The organism is Arthrobacter sp. P1_B9 (genome assembly GCF_056406495.1).
Map to the genome: position 1 here is coordinate 80,140 of NZ_JBFUAA010000011.1, position 19,038 is coordinate 99,177.

The 19,038-nt window shown below is 67.9% G+C and carries 16 protein-coding genes; 5 read left to right on the forward strand and 11 right to left on the reverse strand.

From position 1 onward, the window contains the following. Window positions 1-117 precede the first annotated feature (117 nt). Window positions 118-1,530 (reverse strand): class I SAM-dependent RNA methyltransferase, encoded by a 1,413-nt coding sequence (locus AC1D1A_RS15495; RefSeq protein ID WP_476948096.1) that lies wholly within the window; start codon window positions 1,528-1,530, stop codon window positions 118-120. Further along, window positions 1,527-3,503, reverse strand: coding sequence for an APC family permease (locus AC1D1A_RS15500; RefSeq protein ID WP_476948097.1), 1,977 nt, complete (start codon window positions 3,501-3,503; stop codon window positions 1,527-1,529). The genes AC1D1A_RS15495 and AC1D1A_RS15500 overlap by 4 nt, the downstream gene beginning before the upstream one ends. Before the next feature lie 154 nt (window positions 3,504-3,657). Here AC1D1A_RS15500 and AC1D1A_RS15505 point away from each other — a divergent pair, with 154 nt between their 5' ends. Continuing rightward, on the forward strand, window positions 3,658-4,329 hold the full coding sequence (locus tag AC1D1A_RS15505; RefSeq protein WP_079553719.1) for a potassium channel family protein: 672 nt from the start codon (window positions 3,658-3,660) through the stop codon (window positions 4,327-4,329). Then, window positions 4,330-5,073, forward strand: coding sequence for a potassium channel family protein (locus tag AC1D1A_RS15510; protein ID WP_476948098.1), 744 nt, complete (start codon window positions 4,330-4,332; stop codon window positions 5,071-5,073). Window positions 5,074-5,156: 83 nt separating this feature from the next. Here the strand turns inward: AC1D1A_RS15510 and AC1D1A_RS15515 are convergent, their stop codons facing one another. The 4 genes from AC1D1A_RS15515 to dut form a co-directional block, all read right to left on the reverse strand. Then, window positions 5,157-5,990: a DUF3159 domain-containing protein gene (locus AC1D1A_RS15515; protein WP_476850471.1), complete on the reverse strand. Its 834-nt coding sequence runs from the start codon at window positions 5,988-5,990 to the stop codon at window positions 5,157-5,159. Next, window positions 5,987-6,442: a hypothetical protein gene (locus AC1D1A_RS15520; protein ID WP_476948099.1), complete on the reverse strand. Its 456-nt coding sequence runs from the start codon at window positions 6,440-6,442 to the stop codon at window positions 5,987-5,989. Before AC1D1A_RS15520 ends, AC1D1A_RS15515 begins: the two co-directional genes overlap by 4 nt. Continuing rightward, window positions 6,435-7,181: a DUF3710 domain-containing protein gene (locus AC1D1A_RS15525; RefSeq protein ID WP_476857976.1), complete on the reverse strand. Its 747-nt coding sequence runs from the start codon at window positions 7,179-7,181 to the stop codon at window positions 6,435-6,437. The genes AC1D1A_RS15520 and AC1D1A_RS15525 overlap by 8 nt, the downstream gene beginning before the upstream one ends. A gap of 182 nt (window positions 7,182-7,363) precedes the next feature. After that, window positions 7,364-7,882, reverse strand: a complete 519-nt coding sequence (gene dut, locus AC1D1A_RS15530) for a dUTP diphosphatase (RefSeq protein WP_230010969.1) — start codon at window positions 7,880-7,882, stop codon at window positions 7,364-7,366. 183 nt (window positions 7,883-8,065) lie between these two features. Between dut and AC1D1A_RS15535 the strand changes: the two genes are divergently transcribed. After that, window positions 8,066-8,551, forward strand: a complete 486-nt coding sequence (locus AC1D1A_RS15535) for a DUF3093 domain-containing protein (protein ID WP_476857975.1) — start codon at window positions 8,066-8,068, stop codon at window positions 8,549-8,551. Between the two features lie 117 nt (window positions 8,552-8,668). On the opposite strand, the gene AC1D1A_RS15540 is transcribed toward AC1D1A_RS15535, so the two are convergent. Continuing rightward, on the reverse strand, window positions 8,669-8,968 hold the full coding sequence (locus AC1D1A_RS15540; RefSeq protein WP_018772415.1) for a DUF4193 domain-containing protein: 300 nt from the start codon (window positions 8,966-8,968) through the stop codon (window positions 8,669-8,671). Between the two features lie 332 nt (window positions 8,969-9,300). Between AC1D1A_RS15540 and sepH the strand changes: the two genes are divergently transcribed. Further along, window positions 9,301-10,728 (forward strand): septation protein SepH, encoded by a 1,428-nt coding sequence (sepH, locus tag AC1D1A_RS15545; RefSeq protein WP_476948100.1) that lies wholly within the window; start codon window positions 9,301-9,303, stop codon window positions 10,726-10,728. 108 nt (window positions 10,729-10,836) lie between these two features. On the opposite strand, the gene AC1D1A_RS15550 is transcribed toward sepH, so the two are convergent. From AC1D1A_RS15550 to AC1D1A_RS15560, 3 genes are all read right to left on the reverse strand, one after another. Then, the gene (locus tag AC1D1A_RS15550; RefSeq protein WP_476948101.1) at window positions 10,837-12,126 is read right to left on the reverse strand and encodes an alkaline phosphatase family protein; all 1,290 of its coding nucleotides are present in this window, start codon (window positions 12,124-12,126) and stop codon (window positions 10,837-10,839) included. A 1-nt stretch (window position 12,127) separates the two neighbouring features. Then, window positions 12,128-12,871, reverse strand: coding sequence for a DUF5998 family protein (locus AC1D1A_RS15555; RefSeq protein ID WP_223917079.1), 744 nt, complete (start codon window positions 12,869-12,871; stop codon window positions 12,128-12,130). Window positions 12,872-12,951: 80 nt separating this feature from the next. Continuing rightward, window positions 12,952-15,663: a bifunctional acetate--CoA ligase family protein/GNAT family N-acetyltransferase gene (locus AC1D1A_RS15560; RefSeq protein WP_476948102.1), complete on the reverse strand. Its 2,712-nt coding sequence runs from the start codon at window positions 15,661-15,663 to the stop codon at window positions 12,952-12,954. Window positions 15,664-15,730: 67 nt separating this feature from the next. Between AC1D1A_RS15560 and AC1D1A_RS15565 the strand changes: the two genes are divergently transcribed. Beyond that, complete coding sequence (locus AC1D1A_RS15565) at window positions 15,731-18,271, forward strand: DNA gyrase/topoisomerase IV subunit A (RefSeq protein WP_476948103.1); 2,541 nt, start codon at window positions 15,731-15,733, stop codon at window positions 18,269-18,271. 120 nt (window positions 18,272-18,391) lie between these two features. Here the strand turns inward: AC1D1A_RS15565 and AC1D1A_RS15570 are convergent, their stop codons facing one another. After that, window positions 18,392-18,775 (reverse strand): VOC family protein, encoded by a 384-nt coding sequence (locus AC1D1A_RS15570; protein ID WP_223917085.1) that lies wholly within the window; start codon window positions 18,773-18,775, stop codon window positions 18,392-18,394. Window positions 18,776-19,038: the final 263 nt, after the last annotated feature.

Below are 19,038 nucleotides of genomic sequence, written 5' to 3' on the forward strand. Positions count from 1 at the left end.
ACGTGGTACGCAATGCAGGTAAGAAACGCAGGGAACGGCCGTTACATCAACACCAGTCAAATTAAAAGCAGCGGTGATGGAGCGCGACGACGGACTACTACGCCCATCCTAGTGGCATCACGGTTGAGGAGTCAGCAACGCCACAGTCTCCATGTGGTGGGTGTGCGGGTACAGGTCGAAGGCACGCAGCCCGGCCAGGCCCCAGCCGCCCTGCCGGAAATAGCCCAGGTCGCGGGCGAACGAGGCCGGATCGCAGGAGACGTAGGCGACGGCCCGGGGACCGGCGTCGATCAGCTGTTTGACTACCGCCTTACCGGCACCTGCGCGTGGCGGGTCCAGGATAAGGGCGTCGAAGTTGCGCGGTTTCTGCCGCAGCACGCGCTCCACACGGCCCTGGACGATCTCGACCTGGGCGGCGTCGTGCAGGTTCTTGCGTGCATCGCGGCTGGTTCCGGGTGCTCCCTCGACCGAGAGCACGGATCCGGTCACGCCCACGGCATCAGCCAGCGGTGCCGTGAACAGCCCGGCCCCGGCGTACAGGTCCGCCACCACCGAGCCCGGCGCGAGGTAGCCGCCGTCGTGCAGGAAGCCGGTGACGGCGCCGACGAGTGTCTCCGGGGCATCCCGGTGGATCTGCCAGAAGCCGTCGCCGGTAACCCGGTACTCGTGGCCCGCGGCCGACTCCTGGACGTAGGTGCGGCCGCGCAACTGCAGCACCTCGCCGGTGGCCGGGTCCAGGCTGGCGACCGAGACGTCGTCGGGCAGCTGGGCCAGGATGCCGCTGAGCCGCTTGGACCGGGTTCCCGGGGCTGGCACCAGCAGCACCAGCGGCCGGGAGCCGTTCGCCGGCGCGGCAACCTCGATCCGGTCGATGCCCTGCAGGTCGATGTCCCAGAGCCGGAGCGCGTTGATTCCGTCCACGGCCAGCGGCATCTCGCGCACGGGCAGGATGGCATCGGAGCGGTGGGCGTGCATGCCCAGCTTGCCGGCCTGTGTCACGGCGAAGCCGGCGCGCGTGCGCCAGCCCAGGCCGGACGCGGCGGACTCCCCCGCACTGCCGGCATCCTCCGGCGCGCCTGCGCCGGCGCCTGCCGCCTCGCCGACGGCCTCGACTGTGATCTGCTCTGCCGGCGCAAGTTCGACGCCGGCCAGCCGCTTGAGTTGTTCGGCCAGGACCTCGGCCTTGAGGCTGCGCTGGCGGGCCAGGGAGATGTGGCCGAGTTCGGCGCCGCCGACGGGCGGGTGCCGGTGCGACCAGGAACGTGCGGAATCGGCGAGGTCCCAGAAGTGCGACAAGCGGTCCGGGGAGGCCTCCAGGACCTCCACCACATCGGCGCGCCAGAATTTCGCGGCCGGGCCGTCGTCGGTGAGCCGGACGCGGACCTTTTCGCCGGGAATCCCGTGCCGGACGAAGATGACGCGTCCCTCGTGCCGGGCCACACAGTGGCCGCCGTGGGCGACGGGTCCGACATCGAGCGTCAGCTCGGTGCGGGTCTCGGTGCGGGTGTGCGTCCGGGTGTCGGGGGTCATTGGATATCCTGCAGTTTCTTGGCTTCTTCGGACGATTTCAGCTGCCACGGCACACTGCACACCATGACCCCGGGCTCGAAGTGCAGCCGGGTTTTGATGCGCAGCGCGGTCTGGTTGTGGACCAGTTGCTCCCACCATTTGCCCACGACGTACTCCGGGATGTAGACCACGATCAGGTCGCGCGGCGAATCCCGGCGCATGCTCTTGATGTAGTCCATGATCGGAGTCACCGTTTCGCGGAACGGGCTGGCAAGGACGGTCAGCGGCACAGGGATTTCGAGCTTCTCCCAGTCCGCAACTGTCGCCTCGGTCTCCTCGGAGCTGATGTCCACGGTAATGGCGTCCAGCCGCGACGGGCGGGAGGCCCGGGCGTAGGCGAGGGCGCGCAACACCGGCTTGCGCACGTGCGAGACGAGCAGCACGGCGTGCACCCGGGTGGGCAGCGCGCGCGGCGAGGAGTCCTCGTCCACGGCGAGTTCCTTGGCCACGTTGTCATAATGCGCCCGGATGCTCCACATGATCAGGAACAGCACGAACATGGCCAGCAGCGCGATCCAGGCGCCCTGCGAGAACTTGGTGATCAGGACGATCACCAAGACCAGGGCGGTCATGCAAAAGCCCACCGTGTTTATGGTCCGGGACTTGATGATGCGCAACCGCACGGCAGGTTCCTTGGAAAGCTTCAGCTCCCGTCCCCAGTGCCGGATCATGCCCAGCTGGCTCATCGTGAAGGAGATGAAGACGCCCACGATGTAGAGCTGGATGAGCTTTGTAACGTCGGCGTTGAAGGCGATGATCAGCACCAGGGCGCCGGCCGCCAGGGCCAGGACACCGTTGCTGAAGGCCAGCCGGTCGCCACGGGTCCGCAGCTGGCGCGGCAGGTAGCCGTCCTGTGCCAGGATCGAGCCGAGCACCGGAAAACCGTTGAACGCCGTGTTGGAGGCGAACACCAGGATGACGCCGGTGGCGGCCACCACGATGTAGAACGGGATGGACCCCTCGCCGAAAACTGTCTGCGCGATCTGGCTGATGGCCGGGTTCTGGATGTAGCCCTCTTCCAGCGGTTTGCCGTTCAGCAGGAATTCCGTCGCCGGGTCCAGCACGATGTGCACCTTGGTGGCGTTGGCCAGGTAGATGATGCCCGCCAGCATGGCGGAGGCAATCACGCCCAGCAGGAGCAGTGTGGTGGCCGCGTTCTTGCTCTTGGGCTTCTGGAAGTTGGGCACACCATTGCTGATGGCCTCGACGCCGGTCAGGGCCGCGGCGCCGGAGGAGAAGGCACGCAGCAGCAGGAACGCGCCGGCCAGGCCGACAAGTCCTTCGTCGAAGCCTGGCTCCGGCACAATCTCGAACGCCGCCGACGGTGCCTGCCCCAGCTGGCCTGTCGCGGCCTGGAAGATCCCGACGGCGGTCATGCCCAGGATGGAGGCCATGAAGATGTAGGTCGGGACGGCGAAGACACTGCCGGCCTCTTTGATGCCGCGCAGGTTCACGAGGGCCAGGATGATGACGCCGATCGTGGCAATCGCCGCCTGCTGTCCGTGCAGCGAGGGCACGGCGGTGGTCAGGTACGTCGCGGCCGAGGACATGGACACGGCCACGGTCAGCACGTAGTCGACCAGGAGCGCCGAGGYGACGGTGAGGCCGGCGAACTTGCCGAGGTTGACGTTGGCGATCTCGTAGTCGCCGCCGCCGGAGGGGTAGGCGTGGACGTTCTGGCGGTAGGAGGCCACCACGGTCAGGAGCACCACCATGACGGCAAGGCCCACCCACGGGGCGACGGCGACAGCGCTCACGCCGGCGATGGCCAGGGTCAGGAGGATTTCGTCAGGGGCATAGGCCACGGAGGACAATGCATCCGAGGCGAAAATGGGCAGCGCGATCCGCTTCGGCAAGAGTGTGTGGGCCAGACGGTCGTTCCGGAAGGGCTTGCCTACCAGCACCCGCTTCACGGCATTGAAAATTGTCAGCACCACACAAAGCTAGTCTGATTCGGACGCGATGTCATGACGGCGAAGCCGGCGTGCGCAAGGGCGCCGGCCGGGGCCCCGTGCCCGTGGCCTTCCGGGACCGCGTGGCCGGTAGAGTTTTACGCAGTATCAGACGCAGAACCAAGAGGAGGCCCATGTGGCGCACTTCGTGATCATGGGTTGTGGCCGTGTCGGGGCAACCCTGGCACACACGCTCGAGGACGCCGGGCATTCGGTGGCCATCATCGACCAGGATGACCGCGCTTTCCGGCGGCTCCGCACAGGATTTTCCGGACGGAAGGTCACGGGGGTCGGGTTTGACCGCGAGACGATGAAGCGCGCCGGCGTCGAGGAAGCCTATGCCTTCGCGGCGGTTTCCAGCGGCGACAACTCCAACATCCTCGCCACCCGGGTGGCGCGGGAGACCTTCCACGTGCCCCATGTGGTGGCCAGGATCTATGACCCGGGCCGCGCCGAAATCTACCAGCGCCTCGGCATTCCCACGGTCGCCGCGGTCCGCTGGAGCGCCGACCAGGTGCTGCGCCGCATCCTGCCCGAACAGCACATCGCCGGTGACTTCCGGGAGCCCTCGGGCCGGCTGGTGCTCGCGGAGGTTGACCTCAACCCCGACTGGATCGGGCACCCGATCTCCTCGATCGAGAAGGCGGCCGGCATCCGGATCGCGTATCTGACCCGGTTCGGTGAGGGCATGCTGCCCGCTGCCGCCACGTCTTATCAGGACGGCGACACTGTCCACGCCATGCTGAACGTGGACCGGAGCTCCGAGATCGGCCACATTCTCGCCAAATCCCCCGCCAAGGAGTCCTGAGTGAAAGTCGTCATCGTCGGTGCCGGAAGCGTCGGGTCCTCGATCGCCCGCGAGTTGTTGGCCCACAAGCACGAAATCCTGCTGATCGACGAGAAGCCGGAGGTGATCGGCCGGAGCGGGCTGCGCGGAGCCCACTGGCTGGTCGGTGATGCCTGCGAGCTGAGCACGCTGCAGGACGCCAAACTCGAGGACGCCGACGTCGTGGTCTCCGCCACCGGTGACGACAAGGTCAACCTGGTGGTCTCGCTGCTGGCCAAGACGGAATTCGGCGTGGGGCGTACCGTCGGCCGGGTCAACAACCCCAAGAACGACTGGATGTTCGACGACTCCTGGGGCGTCGACGTCGCGGTCAACACCCCGCAGCTGATGACCGCGCTGGTGGAGGAGGCGGTGGAGATCGGCGACCTGGTGCGGCTGCTGACACTGCAGACCGGGGTGTCCTCGCTGGTGGAGTTCACGGTCCCGCACGACTCGCATGTGATCGGGCTGACCGTGGGCGATGTCCAGTGGCCCGAAGACGCCACCCTCGTCGCGATCCTGCGGGACCAGGCGCCCATTACGCCGAGCCGCGACGACGTGATCGACGGCGGCGACGAACTGTTCTTTGTCACCACGATCGCGGCCGAGGACGACCTCCGCGCCCTGCTGGCACCCGAATCCCCGCTGGAGGACCAGCACCCGGTGACCTCGGACAAGCACGGCCACGGCACCCAGCCGGCCGGGGACGACGGCTTCGACGGCTAGAGCAGTTCCGCTCCCAATAGTTGCGCTATCGGATATGGCCGTTCCCGAAGTCTGGGAACGGCCATATCTGATAGCGCAACGGGTCAGTTGGCCTCTGGAGCTGCGGCGGGCACCGGGGCCGGCCGGGTGATCAGCCAGGCAATCCAGATGCCGAGGATGTACAGCGGGGCGCCCATGATGAGCCTGGTGGTGGCGAGGGCGGCGAGGCCCTGCTCGCCCATGAAGTAGAGCGGAACCTGCACCACGAGCCGCAGGACCAGCACGGCAACGATCACCCAGGTGCCGATGCTGTACGCCCTGATCCGTTTCGGGTCCTTGCGCCATTCCAGGCCCTCGTTGCGGATGAAGCCGAAGAGCAGGCCGGCGATCGGCCAGCGCACGGCCACAGAGATCGACATTGCCAGGATGTAGCCGACGTTGGTGAAGAACCCCAGGACGTAAAAATTCTCTGCTTTGCCGGTCGAGGTGGCCAGCCAGGCGGAGAGGCCGACGCCGATGAAGCCGGCCAGAGCCTGCGTCAGTGGTTTGCGCTGAACCAGCCGCGCCACGGTGAAGACGGCGGCCACCGCCAGGGAGGCCGTGACGGCCATCGTTAGGTTTTCCCGGTCGATGGTGAAGGCAATCAGGAAGACCAGGCCCGGGAGGATGCTCTCGGCGATGCCCTGGATGCCGCCGGCGCTTTTCAGCACGTCGATGTTGCCGTTGCTCGACCGGTGCAGGCCGGCCTTGGCCGCGTAGTCCCCGGCAAGCTGGGCGACGGTGGGCGCGGCGGTTGTGGGCTGGGCCGTTGTGGGCTCGGAGGTCACGGGGGCGGAAATGTCCCGGCCGCCGTCCGCGGATTCCGCCGGCTCGTGCCGGTCGGTGTCTTGTTGAGGCCGCTCCGGGCGGTCCCGCTCGGGGTGTTCGGGCAAGGTCATTGCTCCTCCTGGCGGGAGAGTATTTCGTAGCGTGGGTTGAAGATCGTGGGCAGCCCGTCGCGGATGGTGACCATGCCCTCGAGCCGGAGCTCAGTTCCGGCGTCGACGCCAGGGATCCGGCGCCGGCCCAGCCATACAACGCGCAGCCGCTCCTTGGGGCCGGCCGGCCGCTGGCGCTGAGCGCCGGGGCGCACCCGGTGGGTGGACACGCCGCTGGCCGGCAGGCTGCTGGCCGTCCCGGCACCGGAGCCGGCTTTGACACCAAATCCCGGGAAACGGCTGACGGGCGCAGGCACGTCGTGATCGATCAGGATCGCAATGAAGGAAGCCACCTGGTTGGCGGGCACGTACGTGACGGACTCGATGAAGCCGTGGCACAGCACCCGCCCGCGGTCCGGCAAGTCCCGGACGGACATGGCGGCGGTGGATTTTTTGCCGGCGGCATCAGCCAATCTGGGTTATCTCCGGTCCGCGTTCGGGCTGTTCGAATTCGGGGGCCGCCTGCGGCGACGGTGCAGCGGCGGTGTCCTTGGGCAGGCGCAGCTGCAGCAGGTCACGCGGCGGCATGGGGTTCTCGCCGCGGACCACGACGATCTTCCGGAAAAGCCCCTCCAGCCCGGCCGCCGCGTCGCGGTCAAGGGCTGCCTCGCCGCCGAAGACTCCGCGGAGGAACCAGCGCGGGCCATCAACGCCGATGAAGCGGGCCACGCGGTAGCCCTGGCTGCCGTCCGCGCCGCCGGCGGGAAGCTTCGCCACGAGTTCGGTGCCGAAGCTGCCCTCGACCTCCTCGACCTGGCCGCCCTGGCTGCCGACCGACTGCCCGATCTGCTCACGGATTTCATCCCACAGGCCCTCGGAACGGGGGGCGGCGAAGGCCTGCAGCTGAAGGCTCGAGCCCTCCAGGTCCATGGTGACGGCGACGACGCGCTGGCTCGCCTCTTCAACCTCCAAGCGGAGCTGGAGTCCCTCGCGGGGCGCGATCAGCAGCGCACCGAGGTCCACGTACCCGTCCTGGTCGTCGATTTCCGAGACGTCGAAGGGCCCCGTCGCGGCCCGGCCGGCGGTCTCGGCAACGTTCCCTGCCGCTGTCGCGGCGGCGTCACCAGCAGCTTCCGTGGCCACAGCGTTCTGGTCCGTATCGGCCCCGGTCGGCTGCTCCTGTTTGGCTTTCCTGCCGCGCCCAAAAACCATGGGGTGTCTCCTTCAGTTGTGATCCTGTACCGCCGCCCGGCGCCGTCCTGGCGCCTGTCCGCGTGGCCGCCCGCTACCCCGCGGCCGGCTCCTTATTCCGTGCATCATTGGCTGCATGTGCTGCAGTGCCTGCGGCACTGCTTAAACGCAGTTGGCTCCCGTGGTGTTGCCGGGGCCTGCGCTCAGGCCGGTCCGCCGAAACCGCCGGTGGAGCCGAAGCCTCCCCCGCCGCGGACGGAGCCGTCGAGCTCCTCGACCGGGAGGAACCTGGCGTACTCCACGCGCTGAATGACCATTTGTGCAATTCTATCGCCGCGGCGGAGCTCAATCGCCTCGTCCCGGTCCGTATTGAGCAGTGTCACCGCGATTTCACCGCGGTAGCCGGCGTCCACGGTCCCCGGGGCGTTCACCACCGTGAGTCCGTGCTTGGTGGCGAGGCCGGACCGGGGGTGGATCAGCGCAACGAATCCATCCGGGAGCGCAATCGAGACGCCTGTCGGGACGAGGCGGCGCTCCCCCGGCGCGAGGACGACGTCCTCGCGGGCGCGAAGGTCAGCGCCCGCGTCGCCCGGGTGCGCGTACGACGGCGGCTCGAGCCCGTCGTCGAGCATTTTCAGCTGTACCGTCAAGGTGGGCGTTCCGTAGGCTGCGTCGCTGGCCGTCGGTGCGGCACTGGCGACGGCGGTGTTTTCTTCAGTCACAGTCCCTCACTCTAACGCCCGCAAGGAACATCGTCCTAGCCGACGCTGGCCTGCCCGGGCACGCCGCCCGCGGGACTGGTGCGCGGTGGATGCGGGTTGATCCTGGTTGTTCCGGGTTGATCCAGGGCTGGAGCCGGGCGGGGCCGAGGTGAAATAGCCCGGGAAAGATGAAAAGCTGTGCTTATGCCCGAATCCAGCGCAGCCGCGCCTGCCCCGAAGAGCGCCCCGCGCGACTCCACTGCCCTTTACTCCGAGAAGCTTTGGCCGAACTTCTGGATCTGGCTGGTCGCGGCGGGGTTCTCCAGCGCCGGGATCCTCATGCTGGCGCCCATCAGCATCTGGGCCGGTATCACCGCAGCGATCGTGCTCTTCGTCATCATCTCCGCGCTGCTGGTCCTGTCCACGCCGTCAATCACGGTCACGAGGACCACCCTGAAGGTGGGCAGGGCCACGATTGAACGCGGATTCCTGGGCAAGGCCACGGCGTTCCGGGGCAAAGAAGCGACGGCGGAGCGGGGCACCCGGCTCAATGGGCTGGCGTTCCTGTGTATCCGCGGCTGGGTGGATCCGGTGGTCCGGATCGAGATCGAGGACCCCTCGGACCGCACACCGTACTGGCTGGCGTCCAGCCGCCACCCGGAGCAACTGATCGCCGCGCTCAACGCTTAGTTCCCGCCGCCCCCTGCACGGCTCTCCCCAACTCCCAGAGGGCACCTCACGTCGCCTCCTCCCCGGTCCCGAAATGCGGGCCCGGGATCGGGGGTCCTGGTCAGGGCTGCCGCGTGCCTAGCCCTCGCAATCCTTGCAGTACTTAAGGCCGTCCTTTTCGCGGGCAATCTGCGAACGGTGGCGGACGAGGAAGCAGGAGGCACACGTGAATTCGTCAGCCTGGGCGGGCAGGACCCGGACCAGCAGTTCCTCCCCGGACAGGTCTGCGCCGGGAAGTTCGTAGCCTTCGGCGAGGTCGGACTCATCTTCATCCACCACGGCGGAAGGCTTCTCCGTACGCCGCGCCTTCAGAGCCTCAATCGAATCCTCGCTGAGGTCTTCTTCGGTCTTACGCGGCGCATCGTAATCAGTCGCCATTATTTGTTGCTCACACTCCGCATTCGTTCGATTGATTCGCCGCTCCTGGGTGGCCCGCCGGGATGGTAACCCTGGGCTCCGGGAACGGTTCACCGTTGTAACGCCGGACATGCGGTTTTTGTGCCCGGTGTCGGGTCATTTTTGCTTAAGCGCCTCCCGAATGCCAGAGCCCACCGGTCTCCTCGCCCCGATCTCTCCCGCAGACCGGCAAAAACAGGCGGAAAGTCGCGTAAAGTCGCGGAAAATCACGGCGCGCCTGCCGTCCTAACCCGAAATGCGTCCGGCTGGTGGCAGAGTTTCGATTGTTAGTAATGCCAGGGTGGAGGATTTGTATGCAGGATCTACGGCTTGTAGGCGTCCACGACGACGGAGAGCATCTCCTGTTGAGTGGCACCGGCGGCGAGATGTTCCAGCTGCCGATCGATGAAGCACTTCGGGTGGCAGCCAGCCGGGCGTCGGCGAAGACCGCGTCCAGCGCGGCCGCACCCCCTATTGCCATGTCACCGCGCGACATCCAGACCAGGATTCGCAACGGGGCCACCGCCGCCGAAGTGGCGGAACTGTCCGGAATTCCGCTGGAGAAAGTCCAGCGCTACGAGGGCCCGGTCCTGGCCGAACGCGAGTACATCGCGCAGCAGGCCCGCAAGGTGGAGGTCGCCTCCCCCGCCCCGGGCCACGACGCCTACCGATCGGTGTTCGGTGAAAACCCGGCGTCCCTCAGCGACATGGTCGAGCACCGGCTCAGGGCCTACGGCGTCGAGCCCTCAACACTGGAGTGGGATTCCTGGCGACGTCCCGACGGCAGCTGGAACGTGGTGGCCCGCTTCGAGCCCAAGCCCGGCGGCCCGGCCGGAATCGGCGAGGAGCCGCCGGCCCTGTGGACCTTCCACCCCGCCCGGAAGACCCTGCAAAACGCCAACCGCTGGGCCCAGCAGCTGAGCGAACTTGAGCCGCTCGAAGGCCCCGTGCCGACCCGGCGCCTTACGGCCGTCTCCGACCGGCCCTTCGACTTTGAAACCGATGCCGAGGCCGCCGCCCGCACAGCGACCGGCCAGCACAGCATTATTCACCAGATGCTGCTCCAGCAGGACAGGATCCACCAGGAACAAGACGCCGACGGGCTGCTGGACATGCTGCGTTCCCGCCGCGGCCAGCGAATCGGCGTGGACGAGGACGCGGACGACGCCCTTGCCACGCTCCTGACCACCGGCGTCCCCGCTGCCCACCCCCGTCCCTCGGAGGTCCCGGAAACACCCGGGCTTCCGGCAACTGTGGAACCGGATGCCATCCCCGAAACGGCTGCGGAGAACGATCCCGCCCCGGCCGAGACCAATCCAGCCCTCATCAACCCCGGTCTGCCGGACGTTCCTGCAGTGGAGGCGGCCGCCCAGTCGGAAACCGACCCCTTCACGCGACGGCGCGACGGCAGGCCCTCGATGCTCTCGCGGCTGAGCCTCGCACCGCGCCTCCCGGAGGAGGACGATGCCCTGAAACTGCACGACGGCGTCAGCACCGAGACCCGGGAAGTCACCATCGCGGCCTCGCAACTGCGCCCGGCCCCTAAGAGCGGCCCGACGGCGAGCCCGGGCCTGGATGAATTGATCGGCGGCGGAACGTCCCGGCGGCAGCACCGCGAGTCCCACGCCGCTGCCCGGAACGAAGCCGGAACGGACCAGCCCGAGCGCCAGCCGGCCAAGCCGAAGCGCTCCAGCGTTCCGAGCTGGGACGAAATCGTCTTCGGAACCCGCAACGACCAATAAAAGCCGGGTGCGCGTTTCCGGCAGGGATTTCAGTCCCGAATTTCAGGCAGGAAATTCAGGCAGGAATTTCCGTCCCGATTTTCAGTCCCGAATTTCAGGCTGGGAACGTCAGCCGCGGGGCGCTTTTTTACCGTCGGCCTGGAAATAGAGCAGCGGGACTTCACGCTCGGCTTTCGTCAGGGAACCGTGCTGGCCCACGACCTCAAGGGCAGTGGGCCGGACCCTGCGTGTATCGTAAAGCGCCAGCGCGTCCCGGGCCGCGATCATGACGTCGCCAATCCGCAAGGCGGCCTCGGCCCTCACGTCGCCGAACAGGCCGCCCGCGATCGCTTCCTCACGGGTGAAGGCCCATATTCTGTCCCCGAAACGGGACCGCCAGTTGGCCAGCAGGCGGCCGCGGGCGGCGTCGTCCGTCCTATCCTCCAGGTAGAGGTGGACCATGCGCGGCTCTCCGGCGGTGTGCCGCACCCCGGCGAGCAGCGCCGGCTCCGCGGAGTAGTCGATCCGCTGCGATTCGGGCACGTCCACCATTCCGTGGTCCGCCGTCAGCAGCACCGTGGTGCCGGCCGGCAGGGTGGCGTTGAGCCGGCGCACCGTGGCATCAAGTTCTTCCAGCTGGTGCTCCCACTGGGCTGACTGGCAGCCGTGGCGGTGCCCGGCCTTGTCGAGCTCATTGACATAGAAGTACATCAGCGAGGGACCGGCGCCGGCCATGGCCTCGGCGGCCGCTTCGGTCCGGGCGTGCGACGTGGTTCCGGTGAGGAAGCGGCCTCCGCGGAGCGCGGCCTCGGTCATGGCAGAGGTGCTGAACTGCGGCAGGCTGACCGTCGTCACATCGACGTGTTCCGCGGCCCGTTCGAAAACGGTGGGGAACGGCTGCCACGTCCGCGGGTCCACGCCGGCGTCCCAGTTGCCCAGCATGTTCACTACCCGGTCCTGATCCGGATCCAGGACGTCGTAGCCCACCATGCCGTGCTGGCCCGCCGACAGTCCGGTGCCGAAGCTGGCGAGGGATGCCGCGGTGGTGGACGGGAACGCCGAGTCCAGCGACACGGGCACCTGGCCCTGGCCGGCCTGCTGGACCGCACGCAGGAACGGGGTGTGGGCGCTCTTCTGCTTCAACAGGTTCCGGCCCAGCCCGTCGGCCAGCACCACACACACGCGTTTGGCGGCCGGAAGGTTCAGTTTGTTCTCAAACCCCGGGACTCCCAGGCTGGCGGCGGCGCTGGTGAGCACCTCGGCGATGGAACGGTGTCCGAACGCCGGGGCGGGCGGGAGCGGGGACGGACCAGCACCGGCGGCCAGCGGAACGGCCGCGGCGCCGGCGGCCAGGGAGGGAGCCAATACCGGGACTGGCAGCTGATCTTCGGCGGGCTCAGGCTGACGGAAATGGGCCATGTCAGCGCTGGTGGCCGCGGCTGAGGCGGTTTCCGAACACGCCCATCCGCGGTCGGGGCGGCAGCCCGGGCCCGTTGTGCGGGACCGGCGCCGCGGAGCCGGTGTTCACAGCGCGGAGGGCGCGGGCGAAGAGCTTAGCGTCTTGTACGGCCTGCAGGCCGTCCGCTTCGGCGCTGATGCGCAGGACGATGTCTTCCTGGGCAATGGTGCCGCTGTAGCCGTGATCGGCCTCGCACTGCGGGTCCCCGCAGCTGGCCGGACCCATGTCGAGGCGCTGGCCGCCGGACCATGCAATGGACAACGTCAGCTCGCGGACAGGGTCGGAAGGCTTGTAGTCCTGCGGCTGGGCGTAGACATAGCTCAAGACGACGGAGCGGATCTGGGTGACGGGAACGGACTCGGTGGACACCTGGGCGACGGTCTGCTCGCCGGCCTCGTCGAGCTGCTGGTCGTCGACATGGGTGATGACCAACATGTCGTCGGTCAACACCAGGACTGTGATGTGGCGGCGGACCTCGGCCCGGTCGAAGTGTGTCTCGAGATGTACGAGGTGGGCCACGCAATCGCGGCCATCCAGGGCATCGGCGACGACGTCGGCCACGAGCCGGGGGTAGAAACCGGCCTGCTGGAGGGCCCCTTCCAGGCTCTGGCCCTGCGCACTGTGGTCATGGAGGCCGTGGTGGTGCGCGGTCTGGCGTGCGGGGGCGGTCGCCAGGGGCTTGGGTGCTGGAGGCTGGGTGCTCATAGTCTCCATTTTCACAGATCAGCATGGGACTTGCTAACTGCCGGGCCCTGGAGGCGGGCTGCAGCCGGGGAGGTTAGACCCTAACTGCGCATCGCCCGGCGTGCACTGTCGGTCCGCTGGGCGGCGTTCGCGATCCTGACATCGGCGGCCAGGATCGAGGCACCATCGGGCCCGGCGAGGACGGGATTGAAATGCACCAGCGCGATCTCCGGGTGGTTGTCCTTCAGCCTGGTGAGGCGGGCGGCGAGGTCCTCGAGTGCCGCGACGTCGACGGCGGGCAGGCCCTGGTAGCCGAAAAGCTTCCGCGACGCCCGGGGCGCCCGGATGAAGTCGTGGACGTCGGAGCCGGAGAGCGGCGGCACGCGGTGGGCCCAGTCGTCGAGCAGGTTCACGGCGTCTCCGGCCAGGCCGAAGGAGATCACCGGCCCCAGCAGCGGGTCTTCGATGGCGCGGAAAGTGCAGGCCTGCCCCACGGGTACCATGGTCTGCACTTCCAGGGACGGCGAGCCGTACCGCTCGAGCGACTTGCGCATCTCCAGCACGTTGCGCCGCAACGAATCGGCGTCCTGGATGTCCAGCCGCACACCTCCCAGGTCCAGCCGGTGCCGCAGTGCCGGGTCCGTGGTCTTCAAGGCCACAGGCCAGCCGAGCTGCCCGGCCGCGGCCACGGCCTCCTCCGCCGTCTCGAACCCGACGGACGGGACCAGCCGGATGCCGTAGTGGCCCAGCAGCCGGGCGGCCGTGTCCTGGTCCAGCCGGACGAGCTGCTCGCCGCCCACATCGCGCAGCAGCAGCTCCAGGTCCGCCCGGGCGGCCTCCGGGTGGCACCCTTCGGGCTCCACGAACAGTCCCTGGTCCCGGTCCAGCCATTGGGCGTAGCGCACGACGGCGGCAAGGGCCGCGACCGCCGCACCCGGGTTGGAGTAGCACGGGACCGGCGGAGCGGGCGCGGGCTGGTGCGGCTGTTCAGGTTCGGCGCCGACCATTCCCTCCACATAGATGGAGGGATCAAGGATTCCGCTAAAGGCGGCAACCACCGGCTTGCCGGCCGCCGCGGAGCATTCGGCCAGCACTCCGGCGATCTTTTCGACGGTGAGACCGTGCGCCGGCAGCAGCGCGACCACCGCGGCGTACACCGTGTCCGCGGTCAGGGTTTCCTGCAGGCTCCGGCGCAGGGCCGGCAGCGCCCGGGACATGCCCGCGTCCAGGTCCATGTCTGTCACGATCCGTTCCACGCCGAGCCCCTGGCGGGCGGCACTGTCTGCTACCACCTTGCCAAGGGCGCGCGAGTTGCTGAAGACGGCGATTCCGGGGCCCCCGGGCAGCGGCTGGCTCGAGACGATCTGGGCGACGTCCATGAGCTCTTCGATGGTCTCGACCCGGATCACCCCGGCCTGCCGCATCATGGCATCCAGCGCTTCCGAGGGAGCCTGGGTGGTGCGGACAGAGTGCCCGGGCGGCAGGTTCAGGCCCATGGCGTCGGACTTGGCCACAATCACCGGCTTGGTGCGGGCCAGCCGGCGGGCCAGCCGGGAGAACTTGCGCGGGTTGCCGATCGATTCCAGGTACAGGCCCACCGCCGTGGTGTCGGCGTCGTCTTCCCAGTACTGCATCATGTCGTTGCCGGAGACGTCGGCGCGGTTGCCGGCCGAGAGGAAGGTCGAGATGCCAACCCGGCGCCGGCTGGAGGCCGCGTAGAGCGAGACGCCGATCGCGGCCGACTGGCTGAACAGCCCCAACCCGCCGCGACGGGCCAGGGCCGGTGCCATCGAGGCGTTGAGGGACACGGCCGGGTTGGTGTTGACGATGCCCAGGGACGCCGGGCCGATCACGCGCATGCCGTTTTCTCGAGCCTGCCGCACCAGTTCGCGCTGGCGCGCCAGGCCGCGTTCGCCGTCGTCCGCGTACCCCGCGGTGGCCACCACGATTCCCTTGACCCCGGCGGCCGCGCATTCCTGGACCACCTTGGGGACCTCGTCGTACGGGACCGCGATGATGGCGAGCGTGACCGGGCCGGGAACCTCGGAGAGCCGGGCGAAGGAGAGCATGCCGGCCAGTTCCAGGGCCTCCGGGTTGATCGCATAGACCGGGCCGCTGAAGCCGCCTTCGATGACGTGCTCGAGCAGCTGGTAGCCCACGGTGCCCCATTTGCGGCTGGCTCCGATCACGGCCACGGACGCCGGAGCGAGCAGTTCCTGGATGCTGCGGGCTTCGGCGCGGTGCTCGCGGGATTCCATCACGGCGCGGGATTTGTCGGTGGGGTCGATGTTGAACTCGAGGCTGACCACGCCGTCGTCGAAGTGACGTTTGACGTCGTAGCCGGCGTCGGAGAAGACCATGAGCATCTTGCGGTTCTCCGGAAGCACCTCGGCGCTGAACTTGCGGATCCCGTTCTCGCGGGCCGCTGCGGCGAGGTGTTCGAGCAGGATCGAGCCGATGCCGCGGCCTTGGTGGGCGTCGGCGATGTTGAAGGCGACCTCGGCCTCGGCCGGGTCATCGAGCCGGTCGTAACGGCCGATGCCCAGGATTTCGCCGCCGATGGTGATCACCAGGGCCACCCGGTCCTTGTAGTCCACCTCGGTGAAGCGCTTGAGTTCCTTGCTGGAAAGCTTGGACTTGAAGGCGAAGAAGCGCATGTAGATGGACTTCTGGGACTGGCCCACGTGGAAGGCCTGGACCGCATCTGCATCGGAGGGGTGGATGGGGCGCACATGCGCCGTGCCGCCGTCGCGCAGGACAACATCGGCTTCCCAATATTCCGGATATACGCCGTCCGCCGGCTGATCCACCATAGGCTTAGCCTAGTCATAAACTTACGCAGTACCCGTTCAGCACCCCTCAGAAGGATCCACCAGCCTTATGGCACGCCGCCAAACCACGCCCCCGGCAGGGGAACCCAGCCACGATTCCGCAGGAAAATTCGTTGAGAACATCGTCGATATCGATGTCACGTCCGAGATGGAAGGCTCATTCCTCGAATACGCCTATTCGGTGATCTATTCGCGGGCCCTTCCCGACGCCCGCGACGGCCTGAAGCCCGTCCAGCGGCGGATCCTCTACATGATGTCCGACATGGGGCTGCGCCCGGACCGCGGCCACGTCAAGAGCGCCCGCGTGGTGGGCGAGGTCATGGGCAAGCTGCACCCGCACGGTGACGCCGCGATCTACGACGCCATGGTGCGGATGGCCCAGGACTTTTCCCTGCGGCTGCCGCTGATCGACGGACACGGTAACTTTGGCTCGCTCGACGACGGCCCGGCGGCCCCCCGCTACACGGAAGCCCGGCTGGCGGCCGCGGCCCTGACCCTCACCGACCACCTCGACGAGGACGTCGTCGATTTCGTTCCCAACTACGACAACCAGCTGACCCAGCCGGACGTGCTGCCGGCCGCGTTCCCCAACCTGCTGGTCAACGGCGCGACGGGCATCGCCGTCGGCATGGCCACCAATATGGCCCCGCACAACCTGGTGGAGGTCATCGCCGCGGCCCGGCACCTGATCGACAACCCGGACGCCACGCTCGAGGACATCATGAGGTTCGTCCCCGGCCCGGACCTGCCCACCGGTGGCCGGATTGTGGGCCTGGACGGCATCCGCGACGCCTATGCCACCGGCCGCGGCTCCTTCAAGACCCGGGCAAAGGTGGACATCGAGCAGCTCTCGGCCCGCCGCACCGGCCTGGTGGTCACGGAACTGCCTTACATGGTGGGCCCGGAGAAGGTGATCGAGAAGATCAAGGATGCCGTCAACGGCAAGAAGCTCACCGGCATCAGCGACGTCGTGGACCTCACCGACCGCAAGCACGGCCTGCGCCTGGTCATTGAGCTCAAGAACGGCTTCAATCCCACTGCCGTGCTCCAGCAGCTCTACCGCTACACCCCGATGGAAGACTCCTTCGGCATCAACAATGTGACGCTCGTCGACGGCCAGCCGCAGACCCTCGGGCTGCTCCAGCTGCTCTCGGTCTACGTGGACCACCGGATCAATGTGGTCCGGCGCCGCACCGCCTTCCGGCTGGGCAAGAAGAAGGACCGCCTGCACCTGGTCGAGGGCCTCCTGGTCGCGATCGTGGACATTGACGAGGTCATCCAGATCATCCGGTCCTCCGACGAGGTGGCCGAGGCCCGTACCCGGCTGATGTCCATCTACGATCTCTCCGAGATCCAGGCCAACTTCATCCTGGAACTGCGGCTGCGGCAGCTGACCAAATATTCGCGGGTCGAGCTGGAGAAGGAGCAAGAGGAGCTCCGCCGGGAGATCGCGGAGCTTGAAGCGATCCTGGGCTCCCCCGCGCTGCTCCGTGCCCTGGTGTCCGACGAACTCGGCGAGATCGCGGAGAAGTACGGCACACCGCGCCGGACCGTCCTGCTGGAATCCGAGGCCGTCTCCCCCACCGTCGCCGCGGCACTGGGCGCAGCCGCCGGGGTCAAGGGCAAGGCCGCACCGCTGGCCCTTGAGATCGCGGACGATCCTTGCTGGGCCATCCTCACCGTGTCCGGGCAGATTGCCCGCACCGCCAACCAGGACAGCCTGGCCGAGGCCGGACCGCGGACCCGGCATGACGTCTTCTCCTCCGTGGTCAAAACCACCGCCCGCGGCGAGATCGCCGCCGTGACCTCGCAGGGCCGCATGCTGCGCCTGCAGGTCATGGACATGCCTGTGCTGCCGCCAACCTCGGGTACCCCCAACATGGCCGGCGGGGTAGCGGCCAAGGATTTCATCACTCTGCTCAAGGGGGAATCGCTGGTGGCCTTCGCGCCGCTGGACCAGGTTCTGGCAATCGGAACCGCCCACGGCGTGGTCAAACGGGTGCAGCCGGACTATCCGCTGAACCGCGAAGACTGGGAAGCGATCGCGCTCAAGGACAAGGACACCGTGGTGGGCGTTGCCCCCGCCGGGTCCGACGACGACGACCTCGTCTTCATCACGCGCCAGGCCCAACTGCTGCGTTTCAGTGCCTCCGCCGTCCGCCCGCAGGGCCGGACCGCCGGCGGCATGGCCGGGATCAAGCTGGCCGCCGGGGACCGGGTGATGTTCTTCGGGACCGCCAGCCCCGCTGACGCCGCCGCCGTCGTCGTGACCATCGCGGGGACGGAAGGCGCGCTGCCGGGCACAGCCCCCGGGGCCGCGAAGGTCACCGCCCTGGCCGAGTACCCGGTCAAGGGCCGGGCGACTGCCGGGGTGCGGGCACACCGTTTCCTCAAGGGCGAGGACACGCTGCTGCTCGGCTGGGCTGGGCACGGGCCGGCCAAGGCGTCCTCCCTGGCAGGTGTGGCGCGCTCACTCCCCGGCGAGCATGGCCGCCGCGACGGCTCCGGCATTCCGCTGTCCCAGGCGATCGACGCCATTGGACCCAGCATGGCGTGGTCAGAGGACCCGGAAGCCGGCAACGACACGTAGGACCGCGGACGAACGAAATCCGGCCGGCGGCGCTGTCGCGCTCCGGCCGGGATTCGTGATCCGGCGTTGCCTCCGGCGATCTCAGTCCCGGAAGCCTTGCCCGCATCCTGTGGGCCGGCGCTAGGGCATGTGGTTGAGGCTCAGGATGTTGCCCTCCGTGTCCAGGAACCACGCGGCCGAGCTTCCGTCCGGAGTGGTGGCGATGCCGTCCTCCGTTTTTAGGCCCGGGAAGTCGTATTCCTCGAAGACGACTCCCTTGGCCCGGAGTTCCGCAACGGCACCCGGAAGGTCATCGACCACCCAGCCGATCTGCGTGTTCTTGGCCGTTCCGGCATTGGGCGTCTGGTACAGGAGGAACCCGGTACCGCCGCCGCACTTGTACTGCAGGTTGTCCTCGGCATCCGCGTTCTCGGGTTCGAGTCCGAGCTTATCGCGGTAGAAATCCCGTGCACGGGCGATGTCCGCTGCCGGTAGCACTGCGCCGACTTGCTTGTCCTTGAGCATGGCTATTCTCTTTCCAGGCCCGCCCCCCGGAAGGAATGATACTCCTCCACATCCCCCACGTACCTGAGAAACCGCGACGCCGATTTCCTTGGCCGGCGGGGCACGGCCGGGCATGCGCGCACTCGATATCCGTGAGTGCGTGTAGCTCGAGGCTCCCGGGCGGGGAGGCCTTCGGACTCTACCGGGCAGCCGGGGTCGGCCCAAGAATCGGAATAGCAATGGTCTGAGGCGAAAGGGCACCGGTTTTGATGTGGGGCTACGGC